Here is a 22,111-nt window from a genome sequence, read left to right as displayed (position 1 = left end):
ACAACGGTCACCGGTACAGCCTTTGCCAATCTGTCCCACGTACGCTTCACTGCCGGTGAATCGGGCCACCGGATCGAGGGGGGAACGCATGACGAACAGACCGCATGATCATGACCATGGGGCGGGTGGACACGCCTCGCATTCGCACGGCGTGGTCGCGGACGCCGACCGTCGATGGCTGGCGATCGCTCTCACACTGATCACTTCGTTCATGGCGATCGAAGTCGTCGTCGGCGTTGTCGCCGGCTCGCTCGCGCTGATCTCAGACGCCGCCCATATGCTCACCGACGCGATATCCATCGTGCTGGCGCTCGTGGCGATGCGGCTGTCCGCCCGGCCGGCCCGCGGCGGCTTCACGTACGGACTCAAGCGTGCCGAGATTCTCTCCGCGCAGGTCAACGGCCTCACGCTGCTGTTGCTCGGTGCGTGGCTCGCGTACGAGGCCGTGGAGCGGCTCCTCACGCCGCCCGAGGTGGCCGGCGGGCTGATGTTCTACACCGCGCTCGCGGGCATCGTGGTGAACATCCTGGCCGCCTGGTGCATCTCCAAGGCCAACCGCACCTCCCTCAACGTCGAGGGCGCCTACCAGCACATCCTCAACGACCTGTTCGCCTTCATCGGTACCGCGGTCGCCGGTCTCGTCGTGCTGCTCACCGGTTTCGTGCAGGCCGACGCCATCGCCACCCTCGTCGTGGTGGGTCTCATGGTGAAGGCCGGGTACGGGCTCGTCCGGGAGTCCGGGCGGATCTTCCTCGAAGCCGCCCCAGTCGGCCTCGACCCGGATGTCATCGGGGACCGTCTCGTATCCCTGCGTGAGGTCACCGAGGTGCATGACCTGCACGTATGGACGATCACCTCCGGCGAGCCCGCCCTGTCCGCACACGTGCTGGTCGCGCAGGACGCGGACTGCCACACGGTGCGACAGGACCTGGAGAAGATCCTCCAGGGGGAGTACGGGGTCAGCCACAGCACTCTGCAGGTCGACCACGCGCCTCCCGCCACTCTCGACGTCGGGCGGTACGGTGTTCCGGAGCCCGAGCCGGCGCACTGCGCGGCCGCGCATGGGCCGGTCCATCGCGATGAGGCACATGCCCACTGATAGCTGAGCGCCGGCTTCGTCAAGGACTCGGCAGAGCCGCCGCACATTCCCGAACGCCCCGCCCGTCCGGTCGAGTTACTCGGTGTGCACCTTCTCGTAAAGGTCGCCGGAGTAGTAGTCGGACGGGGCGGGGTTCTCGTCGAGTTGCTTGTTGCGGACGAAGAAGTCGCCGAGCTTCTTCAGCCAGCGGTCGATCTCTCCGCTCTTCGTTTTCGCCACCAGCTCGTCGGTGGAGAGCGTCTCGACGTGTGAGGCATCGGCCTTCGCCTGTTCCTTGCTGACGTGCAGCATCTTGGCCGTGAGGGCGAGGGTCTCGGACGGGTGCTGCTTGCGCCAGTCGTTGGCCTGCTGCAGTACCTTGATCACCTTGGTGTTCTTCGACTCCGGCACCTTGTTCCCGGCGACGAAGGCGGTCGGGAAGATGTCCCCGGTGTCCTTGGTGCTGGCCACCTCCTCCGTCTTCGGCACCTTCTTCTTGATGGTGTCGATGGCGGGGTAGAAGATCCCTGCGCCGTCGATCTTCCCGGAGGTGAAGGAGGACACGACGGTGGACGGGTCCATGGCGATCTTCTGGATGTCCTTCGTGGTCATCCCGGCCTTCGCCAGCGCGATGTTCAGGATCATGTCGCCGGAGGTGCCCTCGGGCACCCCGACCCGCTTGCCCTTCAGGTCCTTCATCGTTTTGATCCCCGGCTGGGCGATGACACGGTCGGCGTAGGTGAAGGTGTCGATCGCGACGACCTTCGCCTTGCCCGAGGCGGGCAGCCACATCGCGCCCGGACCGATGTAGCCGTAGTCGAGGTCGCCGGAGCCGAGCGCCTGGATCTGCACCGGCCCGTTGTTGAACACCTTCGTGTGCGCGGTCAGGCCCTGCTTCTTCCACAGCCCCTGCTGCTCGGCGATGGCCAGCAGACTCGCGCCGTTGTAGTCGCCTATGTAACCGAAGTTGACGGTGCGGTCGTCGTCGGAAGTGCTGCTGGAGCACGCGTTCATGGCGACGGTGAGGACCGTGACGGAGAAGAGCGCCGAGAGGGTGCGGCGCAGAGTGCTTCCGGGCATGGCAAGGTCCTATCGGAGGGGGGGGAGGGGAGGGGAAGAGGGGGTGCTGACCCGCGGGTGGTGGCGGTCCGTTACGCCGCAGGAGTCGCCGGCTGCTGGTGGTACACGGACGTCCACACCTCGTTCCGGATCTGCCGGAACTCCGCGGAGAGGCGGATCTCCTCGGTACGGGGATACGGCAGGTCCACGTCGATGATGCGGTGGACGCGGCCGGGCCTGGCGGCCATGACCACCACCCGGCTGGCCAGGTACACCGCCTCGTCGACGTCGTGGGTGATGAACAGTACGGTGCGCTTCTCGCGGCTCCAGGTCGCCAGCAGCTGGTCCTGCAACTGGACCCGGGTGAGGGCGTCGAGTGCCCCGAACGGTTCGTCCATGAGCAGGACTTGCGGATCCACCGCGTACGCGCGGGCGATGGCGCAGCGTTGCTTCATGCCGCCGGAGAGCGTCTTGGGCAGTGCGTCCGCGAAGTCGTCGAGTCCGACGAGGGCGATGGCCCGGTCGGCCCGGCGGTGCCGCTCCTCGGCGGGGACGGAGGCGAGTTTGAGGCCGAACTCGACATTCTGACGTACTGTCAGCCAAGGGAAGAGGGCGTACTGCTGGAAGATCACGCCCCGGTCGGGTCCGGGTCCGGTCACCGGCCTGCCGTCCACCAGTACCTGGCCCGAGCTGGGTTCCTGGAGTCCCGCCGCCATGCTCATCAAGGTGCTCTTGCCGCAGCCGGAGGGTCCGACGACGGTCACGAACTCCTGGTCGGCGATGTCGAGGGACACTCCGTCGAGGGCGGTGAAGTCGGTGCCCTTGAGCGGGAAGGTCTTCACCACGTCCTGAAAGCTGATCTTGTTCTGCATCCCGGCCCTGTTCCTCGTCCCGGCTCTGTTCCCCATCCCGGTCCTGTCGGTCATCGTCGTTCCTGCCAGCCGGTGAGCCGACGTTCGGCGAGCAGCAGCAGCCGGTCCATGAGCAGCCCGAGCACGCCGATGGTGATCACGGACACGAAGATGGTGTCCATCTCGAACCAGGTGGACGCCTTCTGCATCCGGTAGCCCAGCCCCTCCTGCGCGCCGATCATTTCGGCCGCGACCACCGTGGCCCAAGAGGCACCGAGTCCGATGCGCATGCCGACCAGGATGAACGGTGTGGCGGCCGGCACGACCACCTTGGCGAAGATGACCCGGTCCGAGGCGCCCAGCACCCGGGCGGCGTTGATGAGGGTGCGGTCCACGTCGATGACGCCCTGGAAGGAGGCGACGACGCAGGCCATGAAGGCGGCGAGGCAGATCACCGCGATTTTCGGGACCTCGCCGATGCCGAGCAATACCACCGTCAGCGGGATGAGCGCGAGTGGCGGGATGGTGCGGAAGAACTGGATGTAGGGCTCGACCAGGGCGCGGACCGTTACGTACCAGCCCATCAGGAAGCCGACGGGCACGGCCAGGACCACACCGAGCGCGTAACCGAGGAAGACCCGGCGCAGGCTGGCGAGCGTGTCGGTCGCCAGGGTGCCATCGGCGATCATGTCGCCGGCCTTGCGTGCCACGGCAAGCGGCGTCGGCAGGTTCTCGACCAGGCCGAGCGCCGCCACCACTGCCCAGAGGAGGACGCCGGCCACCAGGGCGAGGACGTTGAGGGCGAGCGGCCGTCGGCGGGAGCGGCGCGCGGTACGCCGTGGGGCCTGGGCCACGGCGGTCTTCTCGGGAGGGACGATCACGGCCATGGGTGCCTCACTGGATTCACGCATGCTCCTCGGTGACGGGCTGCGGATAGCGGGAGAGCAGGGGGGATTCGTGGAGGACCAAAGCGATGCCGCCCAGCGCACTGCCGGCCTCGCCGAGGGTGGCGCGCCGCACTCGCACGCGATCGCGGGCCAGCGGCATCACATGGGTGTGCAGGGCCCGCTCGACATGCTCGATCAACGCGGGGCCCGCCTCGGCGAGTTCGCCACCGATGACGATGACGCCGGGGCCGACCGCGTTGCACACGGCGGCCAGTACCGTGCCGACGGCGGTGCCCGCCCGCTCCAGTACGTCGTGTGCCTTCTTGTCGTCGGACGCGGCGGCGGCCAGGAACGCGGTGACGTCCTCGGCCCGGCCGCCGGCCGCACGGTAGCGCTGCAGTACGGCGTCGACCGAGGCGACCGTCTCCAGGCAGCCGGTGCCGCCGCACTGGCACGGTGCGCCGTCGGGGTCGACTGTGACGTGCCCGAACTCGCCCGACATGCCGTACATCCCGCGGTGCAGCGAGCCGCCGACGACCAGACCGCCGCCCACGCCGTGGGACAGCCGTACGTACAGCACGTCCCCGCCGTCGGCGGCCGCGCCCCACACTGCCTCGGCCAGGGCGGCGAGCCGGGTGTTGTTGTCGAGCAGCACGGGGACGCCGAACCGCTCGCGGAGCAGGCCGGGCAGCCCGTCGAGGCTGCGCTCGCCGACATCCGTACCACCTGCATGGACACCGCCGGCATCGATGAGCGGCCCGACCACGCCGACCCCGATCGCACTGAGCGAGCCGAGCCGGAGCGCGCCGCGCCGGAGTGTGCCGTGCCGCGGAGCACGGCCGGCGGACGCACTCCGCGGGGTCGAGCCGTGGGTGGCGGCGGCACGCGGGACGGGTGGACCGCCGAGTGAGCCGAGGAGACGTTCGGCGATGTCGGCGCGTTGGTTCCAGGTGAGACCGGGGGCATGCGCCTCACTGGCGGAGCCGATCACCTCGTGGGCGACGTTGATCGCGGCGACATGGACGGCGCGGCGGGCGAAGTCGATGCCGATGGCCTCTCCGGCATGCGGATTGAGGCTCAGCTTCTCGACCGGCCGGCCGCGCCGACGCACCTCCGCCTGTGGGGTGGCGGCAACCACCGCACCGCCTTCCACCAGGCCGGCGACGATGTCGTACAGGGTGGTGCGGGACAGGCCGCTGTGCGCGCCGAGCTCGGCCCGGCTGAGCGGACCGTGCTTGCGGAGGAGGTCCAGCACGGACTGCTCGTGGCTCTTGCGCAGCCGTGTCAGGGGACCGTCGTGTGCCTGCATGCCGCACAGCATGGAGAGCCGCACGGTTTTTCGTCAATGAGCCGGAACAAAAAGGTTTTCGGGCCGTGATGACAAGAACGGTCCGCGCCCACCGCGTCGTTGCTGGGCTTTCCCGCTTCGGCGCGCTGCGGATACCGTGGGTGGTGGCAGATTTATGTTCACATCATTGACATAAACCTGGCGCGAGGCCGACCATTCCTCGCACGGCGCCGGTCGAGATCCCCCACACTCCACTCAAGATCCCCCACACTTCGCCGTTCCGGCGCCCCGCCGCCCGGCCGCTCCCTCCGACCAGGACGACCGAACCGAAAGGCTCCCCGTGCGCCCCAACATGCTGTTCCTCATGACCGACCAGCACCGCGTGGACACCCTCGGTGCCTACGGCAACCCGCACGTCCGCACCCCCAATCTGGACCGGCTCGCGGCCGAAGGCACCCGGTTCGACAACTGCTACACCCCCACCGCGATCTGCACCCCGGCCCGCGCCAGCCTGCTCACCGGCGCCGCGCCCTTCCGCCACAAGCTGCTGGCCAACTACGAACGCAACGTCGGCTACCTCGAAGACCTCGCGGACGACCAGTTCACCTTCGCCGGACAACTGCGCGCTGAGGGCTACCGGCTGGGGCTGCTGGGCAAGTGGCACGGCGGAGTGCGTCGCACCGCCGCCGATTACGGCTTCGAGGGCCCGGACCTGGCCGGCTGGCACAACCCCGTCGACCACCCCGACTACCTCGCCCACCTGGAGGAGCACGGCCTCCCGCCGTACCGCATCACCGACCCCGTACGCGGCACCACACCCAACGGCAGCCCCGGCAACCTCCTCGCCGCCCGGCTCCACCAGCCCGTCGAGGCCACCTTCGAGTACTACCTCGCCACCCGCACCATCGAAATGCTGCACCGCTGGGCGGAAGAGGGGTGGGGCGGCGACGACAAGCCCTTCTTCCTGGCGACCCACTTCTTCGGCCCGCACCTGCCGTACATCCTCCCCGACGAGTACTACGACATGTACGCCCCGGAACTTGTCGAACTCCCCGCCTCCATCAGCGAGACGTTCGCCGCCAAGCCGCCGGTGCAGAGCAACTACAGTCGCCTGTGGGCCTTCGACACCATGCCCCTGGAGGAGAGCCGCAAGCTGATCGCGGTCTACTGGGGGTACGTCACCCTCATCGACCAGCAGATCGGCCGCATCCTCGACGCGATGCGGGAGCTCGGTCCGGCCGACCGCACCGCCGTGTTCTTCACCGCCGACCACGGCGAGTTCACCGGAGCACACCGCCTGCACGACAAGGGACCGGCGATGTACGAGGACATCTACCGGATACCCGGCATCCTCAAGGTCCCCGGCGGCCCCGCCGGCCAGGTACGCGACGAGTTCGTTTCGCTCACCGACTGCACCGCCACCATCCTCGATCTCGCCGGCAGCGACACCAAGCCGGCCGTGGACAGCCGCAGCCTGCTGCCCCTGGCCGCCGGTGAACGGCCCGACTGGCCGGAGCACCACCTCGCCGAGTTCCACGGCCACCACTTCCCGTACCCCCAGCGCATGCTGCGCACCCGCCGCTACAAGCTGGTGGTCAACCCCGAGTCGCACAACGAGTTGTACGACCTGCACGCCGACCCGGACGAACTGCACAACCGCTATGAACACCCTGAACTGGCTGACGTACGGGCGGAGTTGACGCGTAAGCTCTACGACCTGCTCCGTGAGCGGGGCGACAACTTCTTCCACTGGATGACACCGATGTACGACGTGGAGACCGACTACGACACTACGCTCTCGGCATTCGAGAACGAGCCCGAGACCGCTGCTTCCGTGCCGGGGCAGGCGGGGGAGGAGCGCACGTGAACCCTGCGGACTCCGAGGCCGCGGCCCGCTCGTGCTGCGCACCCGCCCGCGGGCCGGCTGATGCGAATGCGACGGCCGGCGCGGACGCGATGGGGGACGCCGCGGCCCCGCCCGGCTCTCCGGACGACGCGGCGCCGGCGTACCGCACCAGCATCGACCTGCCCGGCGGCACGTTCCGGATGGGCAGCGAGGACGGCGACGCCAACGCCGGAGACGCCGAAGGACCGGTGCGCGAGGTCACCGTCGCCCCGTTCGCCGTGGACGCGTACGCCGTGACCAACGCACGCTTCGCCGCATTCATCGCGGTGACCGGCCACCGCACCGACGCCGAACGCTTCGGCTGGAGCTACGTCTTCGCGAAGTTCCTGCCCGGGGCGTTGCGCAAGGTCTCGCCGCGCCCGGACGCCACTCCGTGGTGGTGCGGCGTGGAAGGGGCCCGCTGGGACGCACCGGAAGGGCCCGGCAGCGGGCTGGAAGGACGCTGGGACCATCCGGTCGTCCACGTCGGCTGGGCGGACGCCGCCGCCTTCTGCGCGTGGGACGGCGGGCGCCTGCCGACCGAGGCGGAGTGGGAGTACGCGGCGCGCGGCGGGCTCGACCAGGCGCGTTACCCGTGGGGCGACGAACTCACCCCCGGGGGAACCCACCGCTGCAACATCTGGCAGGGCACCTTTCCGGTGAAGAACACCGCGGACGACGGCTACGCCGGCACCGCTCCGGTGCACGCCTACCCGCCCAACGGCTACGGGCTGTTCAACGTCGCGGGCAACGTCTGGGAATGGACGGCCGACACCTGGCATTCGGACCGGTCGGGCCACTTGGACCGGCCCGACCGGTTGGGCCAGTCGGGCAAGTTGGACCCCTCGGACCAGTCCGGCCTGCGGGCGATGCGCGGCGGCTCGTACCTGTGCCACGCCTCCTACTGCAACCGCTACCGCGTCGCCGCACGCACCGCCAACACCTCGGACAGCACCTCAGGAAACCTCGGCTTCCGCGTGGTCCGCGCGCCCGCGGGCGATGCCGCCCGCCGCTGACCGGCCTCCGTGGCCGGTCAGCAGCTGGTCAGGGCCGGTCAGCGGCCGATCACGCATCCCGGTCCCGGCGCTGGACGTACAGCCGGTTGCCGCGCGGCCCGGTCCACTCCACCCGTACGACACCGGGCACGGCGGCATCGTCGATGCGTGATGGGTTGGACCAGTAGCCGAACGCGGGGTTGCGGAAGAACGTCGCCCACAGCCGGCCGGTGTGGTCCTCGAAGAGGTTGTTGTGTCCGGCGCCGACGCCCAGGGTCCACCGCTCGGAGTACGGGCCTTCGAAGTGGTCCGAGACCGCCACGATCGCGTCGTACTGGTACTGCACGCGGCCGGTGCCCGGGGGGTCGTACGCGTACCGCGGGGTGCCGTCGGCGCTGATCGACGTCCGGTCCCACGCGGCGTGCATCAGGAAGTACTTGCCGCCGTGCTTGAACACGTACGCGCCTTCGAGATACGGCTCGGGGGAGTAGGGCTTCTGCTGGAAGCGGGGGAGGTTCGTCGGCGTGACGATGTCCTCCATGTCGTCGCGGAACTTCGCGTACAGGTCGTTGTGCAGCACGAGCCACGCGTCGTCACCCTCGCTGTAGAGGCCGCCGTCGATGTGGAAGTACGCGCCGGGCTCGATGAAGTTCGGCCCTCCGATGAAGGACTCGCCGAAGGGCTTGTCGAGGTTGCCCCGGGCGAGCCGGTAGGGGCCCTCGACGCCGCCCTCGCTCACGAGCAGGAACGAGCCGACCTTCTTGGAGTGGTCGCCCATGCACGCGACGATGTACCACTTGCCGCGGAAGTAGTGCACCTCCGGCGCCCACGCCTGGCCGCGCTTGCCGAACCGCTCGTCGTGCCAGTACTCCTGCCAGGGCGCCACCACCGTGCGCCCGGGCCGGTTCTCGCCGACGAACTCGGGCGACCACACCTTGCCCCGCTCGGCACCCGACCGGATGCGGGTGGTGTCGGCCAGCCGCCACGGCCCCTGCATGGACCGGGCGGTCCACAGGAAGATGCCGTCGTTCCACGGGCCGGCGGCCGTCAGCCCGGGGACGCGGGTGGTGCCGGTCGCCACGTAGAGCGGACGGCCGTCGACGACGAAGCAGTTGACGTAGGTGTCCCGCATCCAGACCTGGCCCCGCTCCTTGTCGCGGGGGCGCAATTCGAGCGGCAGGACGAAGGAGTTGTCCTTGCGCGGCCACAGATCCGTGTCGTGGTCCGCGAGTCCGTACGGTGTGAGGTCGGGCCGGTTCGGCGGGTACCGCCGCAGCGCCCCACCCTTCTTCTCCGCCGAGACCGGTGAGGCCTGGGCGGCTTGCGTGGGCTGCGTTGCTCGTGCCGCTGCGGTGGGCAGCGCCGCCGTCACGGCCAATGAGCCCGCGACACCGGCCAACAGGGATCGCCGCCCGACGCGGGGGCCGTCTTCGGAAGTCGTCATCAGTCGCGCGCCCTTCTTCGTCGTCCGGGGCGTGTTGCCTCTTGGGATGGCATGACGCACAGCATGCGAAGGCCCGCCGATTTTCGTCAACACCACGGAAAAATAATCCGGATCGACTTCCGCCCTGCCGTGGCTTGTAGTCACTTCATCGGTGACAGGTGGCGGAGTGAGACAGGCTGGTTCAGGCCGCCGGTGACGGGAATGCAGGCGCCGTTGAGGAACGCCGCCTCGTCGCGGGTCAGCATCCCGACCACGCCGGCGATGTCCTCGGGGCCCCGGTTCGGCCGCCGGGGGTCAGCGCGGTCACCACGCTCCGGATCGCGGTCGGGAGGTGACTGCTGGCTTCGGTGGCGATGTATCCGGGATGGATGACGTTGACGGTGACTCCCGGACCGGTGAGCTCGTCGACGGCGTAGCGGGGGTACGCGGCCAGCGTTGCCTTACGCGCAGCTCACGGCACTGCTGATCGAGGCGCTCAAGGAGCATGACACAGCCCTCCGAGCGCTGTCGGCGACCGTCGCCACCCTGACCGACATCTCCTCCCGCACGACCGACGGCAGCTGAGCCGATGCGACAGCACATCGAGGCCCGCCTGGCGAGGCTCCGCGACGAGTACGAGGCCGGCCAGCAGATGCTGGCCGAGCTCGAATCGAAGCAGCTCGAACTCGGCCGAACCCTGCTGCGCATCAGCGGAGCGATCCAGGTGCTGGAGGAACTGCGCGCGACGGACACACCCGACGGCAACGCCGCGAAACCCAACGCCGCGACGCTCCCCCGCCGCCCGAGCGGGGCCCCCGAGCCGAGAACCACGGCGGTGCAGCCTCGCCGGACGACTCCGACTCGGCTGCACCATCAGCGTGACAACGCCACCCGACCATCAAGCCCGATGCTTCGGCCCTGCAGGGACCGTGCGCATGGAGATCGATCCCCGGGACACGTCCCGTAGTGACTTCTACCGGCTGCTGACCGCGACGGTGCCGGTATGGGGTGCTCAACGGTCTGCGGGGTTGCACGGCATGGAGCGCTTCGCCGCTGTGGCTGGGCGCCCAGGAGAACAACACGGCACCCTTGTTCAGACGGTGTTTCAGGCGGCTCGCCACAGGGCTGGAGCTGTCGGGGGCTCCCAGCCGGGCTGTGCTGTGTGGGCCTGGAGGCAGACATAGGCGCGGCCCGCGTGCGTCACCCGGTCCCCGGCCCGGTACGCCGTTCCCGCGGCCCATGCACTGCCCGATGGCGGAGGGGTGGTGGGCGACGGGCCGGGGTCCTGCGGTACGTCCAGCACGAAGTCGAAGGCCGCCTCACGGCCGCCGTTGCCGTTGCGCACGTTCATCAGCAGGCGGGCGTCGAAGAGCATGTCGGTGTTGTTGCGCGGTTCGTTCGGGAAGTACAGCTGCGTGGTGAGGATCGGGCGGCCGGGGGCCTGCACCTTGACGTGGATGTGCCGGGTACGGCCGGGGTAGAGCCCGGGGACAATGGTGGTCAGGCTGAACACGCCGCGGGAGTCGGTGTACTGGTGCCCGCGCAGCCGGTAGCCGGTGTTGTCGTAGCCGCCGTTGTCGTCCGCCTGCCAGAAGTCGAGCAGGGCACCGGAGATGGGAAGGCAGGCGCCGCCGAAGACGTAGCCGCTCACGGTCAGCCGGGTACCGGGCATACCGGGCTCCAGCAGAGCGGTGCGTTGGGGAGAGTTGGGTTTGAAGTACGGGCCCTCCATCTGCTCGGGCGTGGGGTCGTCGCCGTCGTCGCATGTTGGAGTGAGAGGCACCGAGGCGCCGGTCGAGGTGAGGGTGCGGGCCAGGGCCGGGCCGCCGATGAAGGCGAACGGTATCGCGGCGCCGGCCGCGAGCGCCGTCCGTAAGACGGTCTTGCGGCGCACGAGCCGAGGCGACTCGCCGGCGGGAGACGGTCTCTCGCTGTCCATACCTGCTCCTTGGGTGGGGGGCCGTCGGATCGGTAACGAACCTAGGCGTGTGTCTGCGCCGTTGCGATGGACTGGTGGTGGCGTCTGTGGTGTTTTCGGAAGTCGCCGGGACTGCTGCCGGTCTCCCGCCGGAAGAACCGGCAGAAGTAGGCGGGATCGGCGAACCCGATGCGGGCGGCGATTTGCCGTACCGGCAGCTCGGTGTGAGCGAGCAGCTGCTGAGCCCGGTACACGCGGGCCGCGATCAGCAGTTGGCCCGGGCTGCGGCCGGTGGCCGCGCGCACGGCCTGGGTGAGGTGGCCGGGGGACACCCCGAGCCGTTCGGCGCACTCACGCACCGACCAGGCCACCGCCTCCCGCGGGGCCGTCAGCCGGGTGAATGCCTCGGCCAGCGCCGCGGGCCGGGCGGGGGCCCGGTCCGGGCCATCTGCCTCCGCCGGGCCGGTGACCTGCGTCGGACCGGTGACCTGAGTCGGCCCGGTGCCGCCGCTGTGCTGCGGTAGCCGCGCAGCGCGTACGACGAGGACGTGCAGCAGGGCCCGTGACACGGTCTCGTGGCCGGCAGCGCGGTGCCGGTGCTCCGCGGCCAGGTCGGTCATCAGCCGGCCGATCCGTGTGTCGTCCTCGGTGTCCAGGGCGAACCAGCTGGTTCGTGCGAGCTGCCGCAGCACTTCGCGGTCGCCGGGGTGATCCACCAGAAAGTCCTCGGTGAACAGCGCGAGTGTCCCGTCGACGTCACGGTCGCCCTGCCAGTGGTGGATCTGCCCGGGCAGTATCACGGCCAGGTGTGGTGGGCGCACCGGCCACCGGGCGAAATCGATGACATGAGCGCCCGAACCCGCGGTGACATGAATGATTTCGTAGAAGGTGTGGCGGTGCGGGTGGTCGGTCCACGACAGCGGGCCCATCTCTTCGAAGGAGCCCGCGGCGAACGGCGCTGCGCCAGGTTCGGGTAACTCAAGCCGGTGCAGGGGCGGTTCTCCCGCCGGCGGGGTGACGCAGGGCGTGCCTCGCGGGACAGTGGTGCTGCGCATCACTCCTCCTCGGAGCAGGTACAGACCAATAGCATTCGGTGGGTCACGTTCCCAGAGTGGTACGGCTGCGAACATCGTCTTCGACCCTCCGGGTCCGCGTTCGGGCCGCTCATTGGTCCGTACCTGTCTCTTGCCCTCCTTCTGTCATGCGCCGCAATATCCCCTCATGGAGCTGGAATTGCGACATCTGAGAACCATCCGAACGATCGCGGAGGAAGGGAGTCTCACCAGGGCGGCCACGGTGCTGGGTCTCGCGCAGCCCGCACTGAGCGCACAACTCAGACGGATCGAGGCTGCTCTGGGCGGCGAACTGTTCGAGCGGGGACGCCGCGGCGTGCGGGTCACCGCACTGGGCGAACTGGTGCTGGAGCGCACCCGGATCGTGCTGCCGGCAGTGAGTGAACTGCAGCAAGAGGCCGTCAGGTTCGCCCGCTCCTGGCGCGGATCGGAGCGGCTTCGACTCGGCGGCACGCACGGTCCGCTCCTCGGCGCGCTGCTGGACCGGCTGGCGCAGGCCGTGCCCGACGCAACCGTGACCACGTACGTGTCGTGGTCCGAGCGGGAGTTGGCCGTGCTGCTGGCCGAAGGCCGGTTGGACTTCGCGCTGGCCGGCACCTGCGGTTCCACCGCTCCGCCCGACGCCACGCGGCTGGCCTGGCGGGAGATCGCGGTGGATCCTGTGTTCGTGATGCTGCCCAGCAGCCATCCGTTGGCTTCGTGCGCCGAAGTCGGGCTGTCCGCACTGGCCGGTGAGGAATGGGCCTGCGTGCCCGGTGACGGCTGCTTCGCGGACTGCTTCACCGCGGCCTGCGCCCGGGCCGGATTCAGCCCGCGGCGCATGTACGAGACGGATACCGCGTCCTGCGTGCACCTGGTGCAGGTCGGGCGGGCGGTGGGACTGTGCCGGGCCTCGTTCCCGACGACACCCGGCGTCATCACCCGGCCGCTCGCCGGCACTCCACTGCTGTGGCGGCACGTGCTCGGCTGGCATCCCACCCTTCAGCAGCCGGACATCACGGCCACCGTGCTGGCCGAGGCGCGCGGCGCACACGCCAGGGCGGCGGAAGGCAGCGACAGCTACCGGCCCTGGCTCGCGGAGCGCGGCGAACGCACCGGTCAGAGCCTCGGGCCCAGCTGACCGCGCCCTTGCGGCAAGCGCGTTCCATAACACCGGGGCAGGGGGTCGGCTGACACCTTACGCAGTCCGATCAGCCCTCCTTACGGTATCGGCACCCCACCGAAACCCGAGGAGAGTCCCATGCTCCAAAGACCTGCCGCAGCCGTCTGCGCCGCATTGGCGGCCGCGGGCACGCTGCTCGTGGCCGGACTCAGCGGCTCAGCGAACGCCAGTGGCCATGCGGCTGCCCCGGATACGCTCACCGCCGCGCAGACTCTGCGCACCGCCGACGCTCCGGCCGCCCTGTTGGACGCGATGGAGCGGGACCTGAAACTGGACCGGCAGCAGGCAGCACACCGACTGGTGAACGAGGCGGAAGCAGGGGCCACGGCGGGTCGGCTGCGCGCGGACCTGGGCGGCGATTTCGCCGGCGCCTGGGTGCAGGATGCCGAGTCCGGCACGCTCACGGTGGCGACGACCGACGCACGCGACGTACCGGCGATACGGGCCCGCGGGGCGCGGGCGGCCGTCGTGCACCATTCGCTGGCCTCACTGGACGCGGCCAAGGCCCGGCTGGACCGTGCCGCGGCCCGGCACGCGACCAACGACACCCCGGTCTGGTACGTCGACGTCCGGTCCAACTCCCTCGTGATACAGGCAGTGCGCCCGGCGGCCGTACGTCCCCTGCTCGCGGCGGCCGGGGTCGACCCGGCTCTCGTACGGTCGATGAAGTCCGCCGAGCGTCCCCGGCCCCTGTATGACCTGCGCGGCGGCGACGCCTACTACATCGGCAGCGGCAGCCGGTGCTCGATCGGCTTCCCCATCACCCGCAGCTCCCAGCAGGGATTCGTCACGGCAGGCCACTGCGGCCGGTCCGGCAGCACCACCACCGGTTCCAACAGGGTGGCCCAGGGCACCTTCCAGGCGTCGGTCTTCCCGGGGAACGACATGGCGTGGGTGGCCACCAATGCCAACTGGACGGCGACCCCGTACGTCAACGGTTCCAGCGCACAGGTCGCCGGGTCCACGCAGGCCATGGTGGGCGCCTCGGTGTGCCGCTCCGGCTCGACCACCGGCTGGCACTGCGGCACGGTCCAGCAGCTGAACACGAGCGTGACCTACCAGGAGGGCACCGTCAGCGGTGTCACCCGCACCTCGGTGTGCGCCGAACCCGGTGACTCGGGCGGCTCCTTCATCTCCGGCAGCCAGGCGCAGGGCGTCACTTCGGGCGGTTCGGGCAACTGCACGAGCGGTGGTACCACCTACTTCCAGCCCGTCAACCCGATCCTGCAGACCTACGGCCTCACCCTGAAGACGAGCGGCAGCGGACCCGGCGACCCGGGCGACCCTGGCGACCCTGGGGACCCGGGTGGTACCTGGTCCGCGGGCACGGTCTACAGCGCCGGCGACACGGTGACTTACGGCGGCGCCACCTACCGCTGCCTCCAGGACCACCAGGCCCAGCCCGGCTGGCAGCCCCCGGCCGTACCGGCCCTGTGGCAGCGCATCTGATCACCGGACCGCCCGACACCAGGGCAACGGCCCTGCCCAGGTAACCCAGTGAACACCGGCCGACCCCGGCCCGGGTGCGCGCACCACCGCGCACCCGGGCCGAAGCCTTGAGCCGACACCGCCATGAGACCGCGCATCTCGGCAGCAGCGCTTGGCCCGGTACCTCAGTTCGCTTCTGCCGAGGTGGGTGAGCGCGAAGCTACCGGCGTTCGACCGGTGCGCCGCCTCGGGCGGCAACTGCCCTCGCCCAGCATGCCGGAGGGGCCGCCGGACGTGGTGCGCATAGAGTCCAGGGTCCTTGTGCTGCGTCCACAACTGTGCGACGGCTGCCGCTGCTCTCAGCTGGGTGCCGGCTCCCCGGTGCCATGGGTCTTGGTGCGGTAGTCCTTGGGGGGGAGGTCGTAGGTGGCGCGGAAGACCTGCTGAAATCGGCATGGCGCGGGAACCAGCACAAGGCCCCGCTGGTGGTCGTCTGGGACAACTTGAATGTGCACCTGGACGCCTGCCCGAGGGCCTTCAACGATGGCCGCGTCTGGATCACGTCATTCCAGCTGCCCTCGTACTCGCCCGACCTGAATCCGGTCGAGGGGATTTGGTTCCTGGTGCGGCGCTCGGGCCAGTGCAATACCGCCTTCACCGCCCCGAGCACCTGATGCGATTGCTGCGGCGCAGACTCCGGGGGGTTCAATACCGCCCCGACCTCATCGACGGATGGCTCGCCGCCACCGGACTCACGCTGACGACGTCACATCCACAAGGTCAGTAACGCAGGTCAGGAGGCTGATGCAATCGGCGGCGGTTTAGGTAGAGCTCCCGGCGATCAGCCCAGCGGTGGCGTGGCCTCGTCGTCCGGTCTGTGACAGACCCTTCCCTGCAGACACGGAACAACGCTTGCTTGTCGTTGATCATCACGCCATCTCGGCGCTGCTGCCAGGCGCTGCTCATCCACCGCCGGTTTCAGACTGGGCGCCTGGTGTCGTGAGGACCTAGGAGCGGGCGAGCCGGCGGGTGATGCTGGTAATGACGGTGGTACCGAGTAACCAGCCTGCGAGGGAGCTGAGCCAGGAAATCCAGGCAGTGTTGCCGATAGGGGTGAACGTTTTTCCTGCCCGAGGGGTCGTGCGCGGGGACCGCGCTCCCAACGGTCCCCTCATCCGACCGGGCCCCCTTGTGACTGCCGCCGACACGGAACTCGTTCGGTGGATGGCTTCGGTCGGGCATGCAGGACGACGGCACTCTTCCGCGAAGACTGCACGCAGCCCCCCTGCCTCATCACATGGCTCACCTCAGCTGAGGGGCCGCGCAGCGAGGTCGGGGCCGCGGCCGAGTCGGCGTTGCTGTGCCTTGCTGTCTTTCGTGGCCCCGCCGCCGATTACGGGGCCGGAATGCCGGGTTGGGCAGCGCCGTGGCCGCGGCCACTGCCCAACCCGGAGCTGTCAGGCCTGTGACACGAGCTCCGAATGCTCGTGCTCGCAGGCGTCTTCGACCCCGTACGTGTCCCACGCGGGGAACGGGTCGTCGGTGAGCCGCTCTCCGGCAGTCAGAAGGCAGTCGGCGAGGGCAGCGTCAAGGGCGTCGGGGTTCAACTCGATTCCGATGAAGACCAGTTCCTGGCCTTGGCTGTCGCCGGCGGCGCGGGCGCCGGACGGCTCGAATCGGGCGACGGCCCCGGCCTGTGACCACAGTCCGGTGACGTGCGGGCGGCTGGCCAGCCAGAAGAAGCCTTTGGAGCGCAGGATCCGGCCGTACCTGCCGCTGTCCAGTTCCTCGGTGACGAAGTTCCACAGGCGTCCTGGGTGGAACGGGGCGTCGGCGCGGAAGACCGTGCTGGAGATCCCGTACTCCTCGGTCTCCGGTACGTGGTCGCCGTTGAGTTCACGCACCCATCCCGGGGCCTGCTGAGCCCGTTCCAGGTCGAACAGTCCCGTGCCGAGGATGTCGGCGGTGTTCACCTGTCCGTGCCGGACCGGCACGATGCGGGCGGCCGGGTTGAGGCGGGCGAGTGTGGCCTGGAGGCTGGCGGTGCTGTCCGCGTCGACGAGGTCGGTCTTGTTGAGGACGATGATGTCGGCGAACTCGATCTGGTCCATCAGCAGGTCGCTGACGGTGCGTTCGTCCTCCTCGTACTGGTCCAGGCCGCGCTCGACCAGCCCGTCGCCGCCGTTGAGCTCTGGCAGGAAGTTGGCGGCGTCGACAACGGTGACCATGGTGTCCAGCCGCGCGAGGTCGCCCAGGGTCGCTCCGTCGTCGCGGGGGAAGGCGAAGGTGGCGGCGACCGGCATCGGCTCGGAGATGCCGCTGGACTCGATGAGGAGGTAGTCGAATCTGCCCTCGCGGGCCAGTCGGTCGACCTCTTCGAGGAGATCGTCGCGCAGCGTGCAGCAGATGCACCCGTTGGTCATCTCGATCAGGCGTTCCTCGGTGCGTGAGAGCGCGGCTTCCCCGCCCCGTACCAGCGTCGCGTCAATGTTGATCTCGCTCATGTCATTGACAATGACCGCGACGCGCAAGCCTTCCCGGTTGCCCAGCACGTGGTTGAGCAGGGTGGTCTTGCCGGCCCCGAGGAAGCCGGACAGGACGGTGACGGGCAGTCGGTTGTGCGTCATGGCGTTCAGCTCTCCGGGCTCAGCAGCCCGCGTTCGTAGGCCTTGGCCAGACGCTGCGGTACCAGGTGCGAGACGCCGTCGATGGTGACGGGCACGAGCTGCGGAGCTGTGGCCTTCCACTGGGCACGTCGGTGGCGGGTGTTGCTGCGGGACATCTTTCGCTTGGGCACGGCCATGGTGGGCCTCCTGGGGATGGGTGGTAGCGACAGCCCACACTATATAGAAATGGTTGTCATAACCAAAAAGGAATGTGGGTGGCCTTGAGTGGAGATGGCGGCCCTTGTCTAAAGCGTGTTGCACAAGGTTGGGTTCGGGCAGGTCAGGGCCGTGAACGGGGTCGTCTGTTCATGGCGAGAGCGAGGTTGTGCATGTGGGCGACGGCCTGGACGGCGTGGTGGAGGCCGTCACCGTGCTGCCGGCAGTCGCGGAGGATCTTGTAGTTCTTCATGCGGCCGATCACGTGCTCCACACGAGCCCGGGCCGTGCGGTGGGCGGCATTGTCCTCCTCCGCATCCTTGAGCAGTTCCTGTCGAGGGCGCTTGCGGTGCGGGACCACCATGCCTCAGTGCAGGTAGGCGCCGCCCCCGAGTACGGTCACGCCCGCGCAGTGCCGGCTCAGACCGGACGCGCGCCAGGCGTGTGCATCGGCGGTGGTGCCGGGCACCGGGTGCGCCGCCGCGACCACGAGCCGTGTGTCCGTGTCCACGATGACCTGCACATTCGCCGAGAACCGGTAGTTGCGGCTGGACGCACCGACGTGCCGGTCGCGGACCGGGACCAACGTGCCGTCGACGATCCACAGCCGCTCCGGGGCGTCGGCCGAGCGGGAGACGGGGGGCCAGGGCGAGCAGCGGACCAAGCTTTTGGGCCACGCGGCACACCGCGGACGAGGAGACGCCGAACAACGGCGCCAGCTGCCGCATCATGAGATTCGTGCGGTAGTACACCGCGACCACCAGCACCCGTTCGGCCAGCGGCAGACTCCACCGGCGCCCCTGCAAGGTGCCGTTGCCGCCCCGCTCCCGCACCACCTTCAGCAGCCGCGCACACTGCGTCACCCGCAACCCGGGGAACGTCTCCACCCACACTCGTTCAGCCCTCAACACCCCGGCCATACCCGAGGAGTGCCCAGCTCACAGCCTTGTGCAACACGCTTTAGGCCTTGTTCCCCGGCAACGCGGACCGCACCCGCGCCCGTCAAGAGGCCGGCCTGGAGAGCAACGACTCCGGAGATCTGAACGGCGGCGAATTCGAGGTCTCCCTGCTCCTGCACGGTTAGATGCGGATGACGAGGTCCGCTCGTCGGGGATGAACTGGCCCTTGTGCTCGCCCTTGCGTACCCAGCCGTAGGCTATGCGGCCTTGGGCGATGCCGTTCTGGGCTGCCGAGAGATGTTGGCGTGCGACGCGGCGGGCGGTGTCCTCGGAGGACTTGAGCGCCATCACGCACATCATGCGGGCCATGTGGCGGTCGCTGTCCTTGATCAGGTTCATGCGACCGCCGGCGGCGCCGGTGACCGGTCGCTTGACGTACTCGACGATGTCGATGAGGTCTTCGAGATCGCGGGGGTGGAGTACACGGCGGTCGAGGTCGTAGAACTGACACCGTCGATGACGCCGGCTGCCAGGTCGGCGAGGAGCTGTCGGAACTCCGGGCGGAGGACGATCCAGTCGATGGTCCCGTCGGAGCGGATGATCTTGCGCTTCTTGAAGGCGGAGGTGTCGTTCTCCTCGTAGACCTTGGTGAACGGTCCCCAGCCCAGGCACTTGCGGGAGTCCTCGGCGTCTTCGAGCTGGCGGTCGACGCCGGTTTCCAGGCCGAGACGGTCGGAGGAGATGCGCAGGTACGCGCCGGGGTGCTTGGGCGTGTAGGCGGCGAGGTGGTCGTAGAGGTTGAGGGATACCTGCCCGCCTCGGGTGTGGGCGGGGGCCTCGTAGTCCTCCCAGAGGGGTTGGACGGCTGTCACGGTGTCGGCTCCTGGTGGTGCTGGACGAGTCCGGTGCCGGGGTGCTGTCTGCCGGGAGTGGGGGTCGGGTGATCTCGTCGATCTGTGGTTAGCCCGGCGGGTTGGCTGCGTGGATACTGGCGATCATGCGTATCGAGATCGATCCTCGGGACACGTCCCGTAATGACTTCTACCGGCTGCTGACCGCGACGGTGGTGCCGCGGCCGATTGCTTGGGTTTCGACGGTGGGGCGGGACGGTGCTACGGCGAATCTGGCGCCGCATTCGTTCTTCACCATCTCTGCGGTGTCGCCGCCGATTGTGCAGTTCACGTCGGTGGGGCGGAAGGACTCGCTGCGGAACGTGGAGGCGAGTGGGGAGTTCGTGGTGAACCTCGCGCCGGAGGGGTTGTTCGAGCAGATCAATGACACGGCGACGGACTTTCCGCTCGGTGAGAGCGAGTTCGAGGCGGTGGGGATCGCCACGGAGCCGAGCCGGCTCGTGAAGCCGCCGCGAGTGGCCGCTTCTCCCGTGGCGCTGGAGTGCGAGCTGCACAGCACGTTGCGCTTCGGGGACTCCACGGTTGTCTTCGGGCGGGTCGTGCACGCGGCGGTGGCCGAGGAGGTCATGGCGGACGGACATCCGGACATTCGCAAGTTGCGTCCGCTGTCCCGGCTCGGGAAGGACGAGTGGGGCACGGTGGGGGAGGTGCGGGAGATCTCCCGCGTTCGGTACGCGGACTGGGAGGGGCCTTCGGCGGGCCGCGGTGAAGCGGAGTGAGTCGCAGGGAGTCGCAGTGAGTCGTGGTGAATGAGTCAGGGTGACTGATCGGCGCGGCGGCGTCATGGCGCGTTCCGGTGGGAGCAGCGTGGGGGTCACTTCTGTGTGAGGAAGTGGGCTGACACTCTCTGTGCCTCGCAGGATTCTCGCTGGTGGGAGACGACGTGACTGTTGCGGAAGCCGCAAGTGCGGATGCACACGCCGAGGGGAGTGCCGATGCGCGGGCCGGTGGGGGATGGGTGAGCCGGCGGCTGGCCTTGCGGGCGGCGGGAGTGGCCGCTGTGGCTACCGTGCCGATCGCGGGTGGGAGCGCGCAGGCTGCTGCGGTGACCGCTCGTACGGGGGCGGGGGAGGCGGCCGGGCGTCGGCTGCGGGCGATGACGTTCAATCTGCGGTACGCCTCGGACGAGCGGCCGCACTCCTGGGCTCAGCGGCGTCCGGTCATGCGCGAGCTGCTGCGGCGGGAGGCGCCGCATCTGCTGGGTACGCAAGAGGGGCTCTACGGGCAGCTGCAGGACGTAGCGGAGGATCTCGGTGCGCGTTACTCCTGGCTGGGGACCGGGCGAGCGGGTGGCAGCCGTGATGAGTTCGCAGCGATCTTTTATGACACGCGACGACTTCGGCCAGTCGAATACGACCACTTCTGGCTGTCCGGTACGCCGTACCTGATCGGCTCGGCGACCTGGGGCAACACCGTCATCCGCATGGTCACCTGGGTGCGCTTCCGTGACCTGGCAGGGGGTGGGGAGTTCTATGCCCTCAATACGCACCTTGATCATGCGCATCAGGGATCGCGTGAGCGGTCTGCCGGGCTCATCACCGAGCGGCTGCGCGGCATGGACGCGGCGCTGCCCCGGGTTGTGATGGGTGACTTCAATGTCGCGGCCCACGGGAATCCGGTGTACGAGACGATGCTGCGCGCCGGGTCGCTCGTGGATTCCTGGGACGCTGCCGAGGAGCGCAGCGCGCAGTACGCCACCTTCCACGGCTACCGGCCGCTCGTGCCGGACGGCGACCGCGTGGACTGGCTGCTCACCTCGCCCTCCGTGCGGACGCTGCGGGCCGAGATCAATGTCTTCGCGAAGGGCGGGCAGTATCCCAGTGATCATTTGCCAGTGCAGGCCGTGCTGGATTGGTAACCAGTGAGGGGCGAGTGATGGGTAAGGAGTGAGGGCGCGGGTCAGGGCTTGGTGGTGCCTCGTACGTGGAGGCCTGCCAGGAGGTCGCGGGTCGCGGCGGTGATGGCGTCCACGGCCTCGTCGAACACCTCGCGGTTGTGCGCGGCGGGCGCGCGGAAGCCGGAGACCTTGCGTACGTACTGCAAGGCCGCCGCGTGCATGTCCTCCTCTGTCACATCAGGGGTGGCCGGTGGGCGGAGGGTCTTGATACTGCGGCACATGAGGCCAGTCTGCCCCGTCGTGCCGCCGGACGCGCGCGCACGGCGGGCCGCAGGCCCCGCTTCCCGGCTCAGGCCGCCGTGACGATCTCGTCCCGCATCGCAGACGTCCAGGCCGCGAGCAGGCGCGTGTACTCCTCGCGGTCCTCGGCCGTCCAGGCACAACCGCGTCGAGCCCGCACGAACTGCCGTATGGAGTCGTTCACTTCGGTGGCAGTAGGGCGGACTTGACCCGGAAGTAGCTGAGTTGCGGGAGTTGCGGACATGAGACACATGTTAGGGGGAGGGACTGACAATCGACCGGGAGTTATTTGCCG

23 protein-coding genes and 1 pseudogene are annotated in these 22,111 nt (G+C 69.1%); 10 read left to right on the top strand and 14 right to left on the bottom strand.

Going from position 1 to position 22,111, the window contains the following annotated elements; genetic code table 11:
• The first annotated feature begins 88 nt into the window (after positions 1–88).
• Positions 89–1,099, top strand: a complete 1,011-nt coding sequence (locus ABZ840_RS01920) for a cation diffusion facilitator family transporter (RefSeq protein WP_361551657.1) — start codon at positions 89–91, stop codon at positions 1,097–1,099.
• 75 nt (positions 1,100–1,174) lie between these two features.
• Here ABZ840_RS01920 and ABZ840_RS01915 read toward each other — a convergent pair whose 3' ends face one another.
• The 4 genes from ABZ840_RS01915 to ABZ840_RS01900 all read right to left on the bottom strand — a co-directional run bounded on the left by ABZ840_RS01915 (position 1,175) and on the right by ABZ840_RS01900 (position 5,196).
• Complete coding sequence (locus ABZ840_RS01915; protein ID WP_361551654.1) at positions 1,175–2,158, bottom strand: aliphatic sulfonate ABC transporter substrate-binding protein; 984 nt, start codon at positions 2,156–2,158, stop codon at positions 1,175–1,177.
• Positions 2,159–2,229: 71 nt separating this feature from the next.
• Positions 2,230–3,009 (bottom strand): ABC transporter ATP-binding protein, encoded by a 780-nt coding sequence (locus ABZ840_RS01910; protein WP_361551652.1) that lies wholly within the window; start codon positions 3,007–3,009, stop codon positions 2,230–2,232.
• 50 nt (positions 3,010–3,059) lie between these two features.
• A complete protein-coding gene (locus ABZ840_RS01905) occupies positions 3,060–3,875 on the bottom strand; it encodes an ABC transporter permease (RefSeq protein WP_361552363.1) in 816 nt (271 codons plus the stop codon).
• 16 nt (positions 3,876–3,891) lie between these two features.
• Positions 3,892–5,196: an ROK family protein gene (locus tag ABZ840_RS01900; protein WP_361552360.1), complete on the bottom strand. Its 1,305-nt coding sequence runs from the start codon at positions 5,194–5,196 to the stop codon at positions 3,892–3,894.
• 319 nt (positions 5,197–5,515) lie between these two features.
• Between ABZ840_RS01900 and ABZ840_RS01895 the strand changes: the two genes are divergently transcribed.
• Positions 5,516–7,030: a sulfatase-like hydrolase/transferase gene (locus ABZ840_RS01895; protein WP_361552357.1), complete on the top strand. Its 1,515-nt coding sequence runs from the start codon at positions 5,516–5,518 to the stop codon at positions 7,028–7,030.
• Positions 7,031–7,119: 89 nt separating this feature from the next.
• Positions 7,120–8,064, top strand: a complete 945-nt coding sequence (locus ABZ840_RS01890) for a formylglycine-generating enzyme family protein (protein ID WP_361552354.1) — start codon at positions 7,120–7,122, stop codon at positions 8,062–8,064.
• Between the two features lie 49 nt (positions 8,065–8,113).
• On the opposite strand, the gene ABZ840_RS01885 is transcribed toward ABZ840_RS01890, so the two are convergent.
• Positions 8,114–9,487 carry a family 43 glycosylhydrolase gene (locus tag ABZ840_RS01885; protein WP_361551649.1) on the bottom strand — a complete coding sequence of 458 codons (1,374 nt, stop codon included), beginning with the start codon at positions 9,485–9,487 and terminating at the stop codon, positions 8,114–8,116.
• 238 nt (positions 9,488–9,725) lie between these two features.
• Positions 9,726–9,920 (bottom strand): hypothetical protein, encoded by a 195-nt coding sequence (locus ABZ840_RS01880; protein ID WP_361552351.1) that lies wholly within the window; start codon positions 9,918–9,920, stop codon positions 9,726–9,728.
• Between the two features lie 2 nt (positions 9,921–9,922).
• Between ABZ840_RS01880 and ABZ840_RS01875 the strand changes: the two genes are divergently transcribed.
• Together ABZ840_RS01875 and ABZ840_RS01870 are read left to right on the top strand one after the other, a co-directional pair.
• Complete coding sequence (locus tag ABZ840_RS01875; RefSeq protein ID WP_361551646.1) at positions 9,923–10,051, top strand: hypothetical protein; 129 nt, start codon at positions 9,923–9,925, stop codon at positions 10,049–10,051.
• A gap of 4 nt (positions 10,052–10,055) precedes the next feature.
• Complete coding sequence (locus ABZ840_RS01870; RefSeq protein ID WP_361551643.1) at positions 10,056–10,433, top strand: hypothetical protein; 378 nt, start codon at positions 10,056–10,058, stop codon at positions 10,431–10,433.
• A 138-nt stretch (positions 10,434–10,571) separates the two neighbouring features.
• On the opposite strand, the gene ABZ840_RS01865 is transcribed toward ABZ840_RS01870, so the two are convergent.
• Together ABZ840_RS01865 and ABZ840_RS01860 are read right to left on the bottom strand one after the other, a co-directional pair.
• Positions 10,572–11,405, bottom strand: a complete 834-nt coding sequence (locus ABZ840_RS01865) for a carbohydrate-binding protein (RefSeq protein WP_361551640.1) — start codon at positions 11,403–11,405, stop codon at positions 10,572–10,574.
• A 41-nt stretch (positions 11,406–11,446) separates the two neighbouring features.
• Positions 11,447–12,439 (bottom strand): AraC family transcriptional regulator, encoded by a 993-nt coding sequence (locus ABZ840_RS01860; protein ID WP_361551637.1) that lies wholly within the window; start codon positions 12,437–12,439, stop codon positions 11,447–11,449.
• A 166-nt stretch (positions 12,440–12,605) separates the two neighbouring features.
• Between ABZ840_RS01860 and ABZ840_RS01855 the strand changes: the two genes are divergently transcribed.
• From ABZ840_RS01855 to ABZ840_RS01845, 3 genes are all read left to right on the top strand, one after another.
• Positions 12,606–13,577 carry a LysR family transcriptional regulator gene (locus tag ABZ840_RS01855; protein WP_361551634.1) on the top strand — a complete coding sequence of 324 codons (972 nt, stop codon included), beginning with the start codon at positions 12,606–12,608 and terminating at the stop codon, positions 13,575–13,577.
• A 120-nt stretch (positions 13,578–13,697) separates the two neighbouring features.
• A complete protein-coding gene (locus tag ABZ840_RS01850) occupies positions 13,698–15,068 on the top strand; it encodes an alpha-lytic protease prodomain-containing protein (RefSeq protein ID WP_361551631.1) in 1,371 nt (456 codons plus the stop codon).
• 464 nt (positions 15,069–15,532) lie between these two features.
• Positions 15,533–15,721, top strand: a complete 189-nt coding sequence (locus ABZ840_RS01845) for a transposase (RefSeq protein ID WP_361551628.1) — start codon at positions 15,533–15,535, stop codon at positions 15,719–15,721.
• Positions 15,722–16,504: 783 nt separating this feature from the next.
• Here the strand turns inward: ABZ840_RS01845 and ABZ840_RS01840 are convergent.
• The 4 genes and pseudogenes from ABZ840_RS01840 to ABZ840_RS01825 all read right to left on the bottom strand — a co-directional run bounded on the left by ABZ840_RS01840 (position 16,505) and on the right by ABZ840_RS01825 (position 19,640).
• Positions 16,505–17,674 (bottom strand): GTP-binding protein, encoded by a 1,170-nt coding sequence (locus tag ABZ840_RS01840; RefSeq protein WP_361551625.1) that lies wholly within the window; start codon positions 17,672–17,674, stop codon positions 16,505–16,507.
• Between the two features lie 5 nt (positions 17,675–17,679).
• On the bottom strand, positions 17,680–17,850 hold the full coding sequence (gene rpmF, locus ABZ840_RS01835) for a 50S ribosomal protein L32 (protein ID WP_361551622.1): 171 nt from the start codon (positions 17,848–17,850) through the stop codon (positions 17,680–17,682).
• 143 nt (positions 17,851–17,993) lie between these two features.
• Positions 17,994–18,789 (bottom strand): annotated as a pseudogene (locus ABZ840_RS01830) (transposase family protein).
• 374 nt (positions 18,790–19,163) lie between these two features.
• Positions 19,164–19,640 (bottom strand): hypothetical protein, encoded by a 477-nt coding sequence (locus ABZ840_RS01825; protein ID WP_361551619.1) that lies wholly within the window; start codon positions 19,638–19,640, stop codon positions 19,164–19,166.
• 125 nt (positions 19,641–19,765) lie between these two features.
• On the opposite strand from ABZ840_RS01825, the gene ABZ840_RS01820 reads away from it, so the two are divergent.
• Positions 19,766–20,398 (top strand): flavin reductase family protein, encoded by a 633-nt coding sequence (locus ABZ840_RS01820; RefSeq protein WP_361551616.1) that lies wholly within the window; start codon positions 19,766–19,768, stop codon positions 20,396–20,398.
• A gap of 239 nt (positions 20,399–20,637) precedes the next feature.
• On the top strand, positions 20,638–21,537 hold the full coding sequence (locus tag ABZ840_RS01815) for an endonuclease/exonuclease/phosphatase family protein (protein ID WP_361552348.1): 900 nt from the start codon (positions 20,638–20,640) through the stop codon (positions 21,535–21,537).
• Between the two features lie 41 nt (positions 21,538–21,578).
• Here the strand turns inward: ABZ840_RS01815 and ABZ840_RS01810 are convergent, their stop codons facing one another.
• Together ABZ840_RS01810 and ABZ840_RS01805 are read right to left on the bottom strand one after the other, a co-directional pair.
• The gene (locus ABZ840_RS01810; protein ID WP_361551613.1) at positions 21,579–21,797 is read right to left on the bottom strand and encodes a DUF2277 domain-containing protein; all 219 of its coding nucleotides are present in this window, start codon (positions 21,795–21,797) and stop codon (positions 21,579–21,581) included.
• 68 nt (positions 21,798–21,865) lie between these two features.
• Positions 21,866–22,000, bottom strand: a complete 135-nt coding sequence (locus ABZ840_RS01805; protein WP_361551610.1) for a hypothetical protein — start codon at positions 21,998–22,000, stop codon at positions 21,866–21,868.
• Positions 22,001–22,111 lie beyond the last annotated feature (111 nt).

Origin of the sequence: Streptomyces sp. NPDC047117 (assembly GCF_040643545.1) — a bacterium.
Classification (GTDB): domain Bacteria; phylum Actinomycetota; class Actinomycetes; order Streptomycetales; family Streptomycetaceae; genus Streptomyces.
The sequence above is the reverse complement of the archived record's forward strand: the minus strand, read 5'-3'. Positions and strand labels throughout refer to the sequence as shown.

Bases quoted from the DNA above. Each gene is read 5' to 3' on its own strand.
- ABZ840_RS01885 (WP_361551649.1), bottom strand. From the start codon at position 9,487: ATGACGACTTCCGAAGACGGCCCCCGCGTCGGGCGGCGATCCCTGTTG.
- ABZ840_RS01920 (WP_361551657.1), top strand. From the start codon at position 89: ATGACGAACAGACCGCATGATCATGACCATGGGGCGGGTGGACACGCC.
- ABZ840_RS01905 (WP_361552363.1), bottom strand. From the start codon at position 3,875: ATGGCCGTGATCGTCCCTCCCGAGAAGACCGCCGTGGCCCAGGCCCCA.
- ABZ840_RS01870 (WP_361551643.1), top strand. From the start codon at position 10,056: ATGCGACAGCACATCGAGGCCCGCCTGGCGAGGCTCCGCGACGAGTAC.
- ABZ840_RS01810 (WP_361551613.1), bottom strand. From the start codon at position 21,797: ATGTGCCGCAGTATCAAGACCCTCCGCCCACCGGCCACCCCTGATGTG.
- ABZ840_RS01850 (WP_361551631.1), top strand. From the start codon at position 13,698: ATGCTCCAAAGACCTGCCGCAGCCGTCTGCGCCGCATTGGCGGCCGCG.
- ABZ840_RS01820 (WP_361551616.1), top strand. From the start codon at position 19,766: ATGCGTATCGAGATCGATCCTCGGGACACGTCCCGTAATGACTTCTAC.
- ABZ840_RS01910 (WP_361551652.1), bottom strand. From the start codon at position 3,009: ATGCAGAACAAGATCAGCTTTCAGGACGTGGTGAAGACCTTCCCGCTC.
- ABZ840_RS01865 (WP_361551640.1), bottom strand. From the start codon at position 11,405: ATGGACAGCGAGAGACCGTCTCCCGCCGGCGAGTCGCCTCGGCTCGTG.
- rpmF (WP_361551622.1), bottom strand. From the start codon at position 17,850: ATGGCCGTGCCCAAGCGAAAGATGTCCCGCAGCAACACCCGCCACCGA.
- ABZ840_RS01890 (WP_361552354.1), top strand. From the start codon at position 7,120: ATGGGGGACGCCGCGGCCCCGCCCGGCTCTCCGGACGACGCGGCGCCG.
- ABZ840_RS01855 (WP_361551634.1), top strand. From the start codon at position 12,606: ATGGAGCTGGAATTGCGACATCTGAGAACCATCCGAACGATCGCGGAG.
- ABZ840_RS01860 (WP_361551637.1), bottom strand. From the start codon at position 12,439: ATGCGCAGCACCACTGTCCCGCGAGGCACGCCCTGCGTCACCCCGCCG.
- ABZ840_RS01915 (WP_361551654.1), bottom strand. From the start codon at position 2,158: ATGCCCGGAAGCACTCTGCGCCGCACCCTCTCGGCGCTCTTCTCCGTC.
- ABZ840_RS01840 (WP_361551625.1), bottom strand. From the start codon at position 17,674: ATGACGCACAACCGACTGCCCGTCACCGTCCTGTCCGGCTTCCTCGGG.
- ABZ840_RS01895 (WP_361552357.1), top strand. From the start codon at position 5,516: ATGCTGTTCCTCATGACCGACCAGCACCGCGTGGACACCCTCGGTGCC.
- ABZ840_RS01900 (WP_361552360.1), bottom strand. From the start codon at position 5,196: ATGCTGTGCGGCATGCAGGCACACGACGGTCCCCTGACACGGCTGCGC.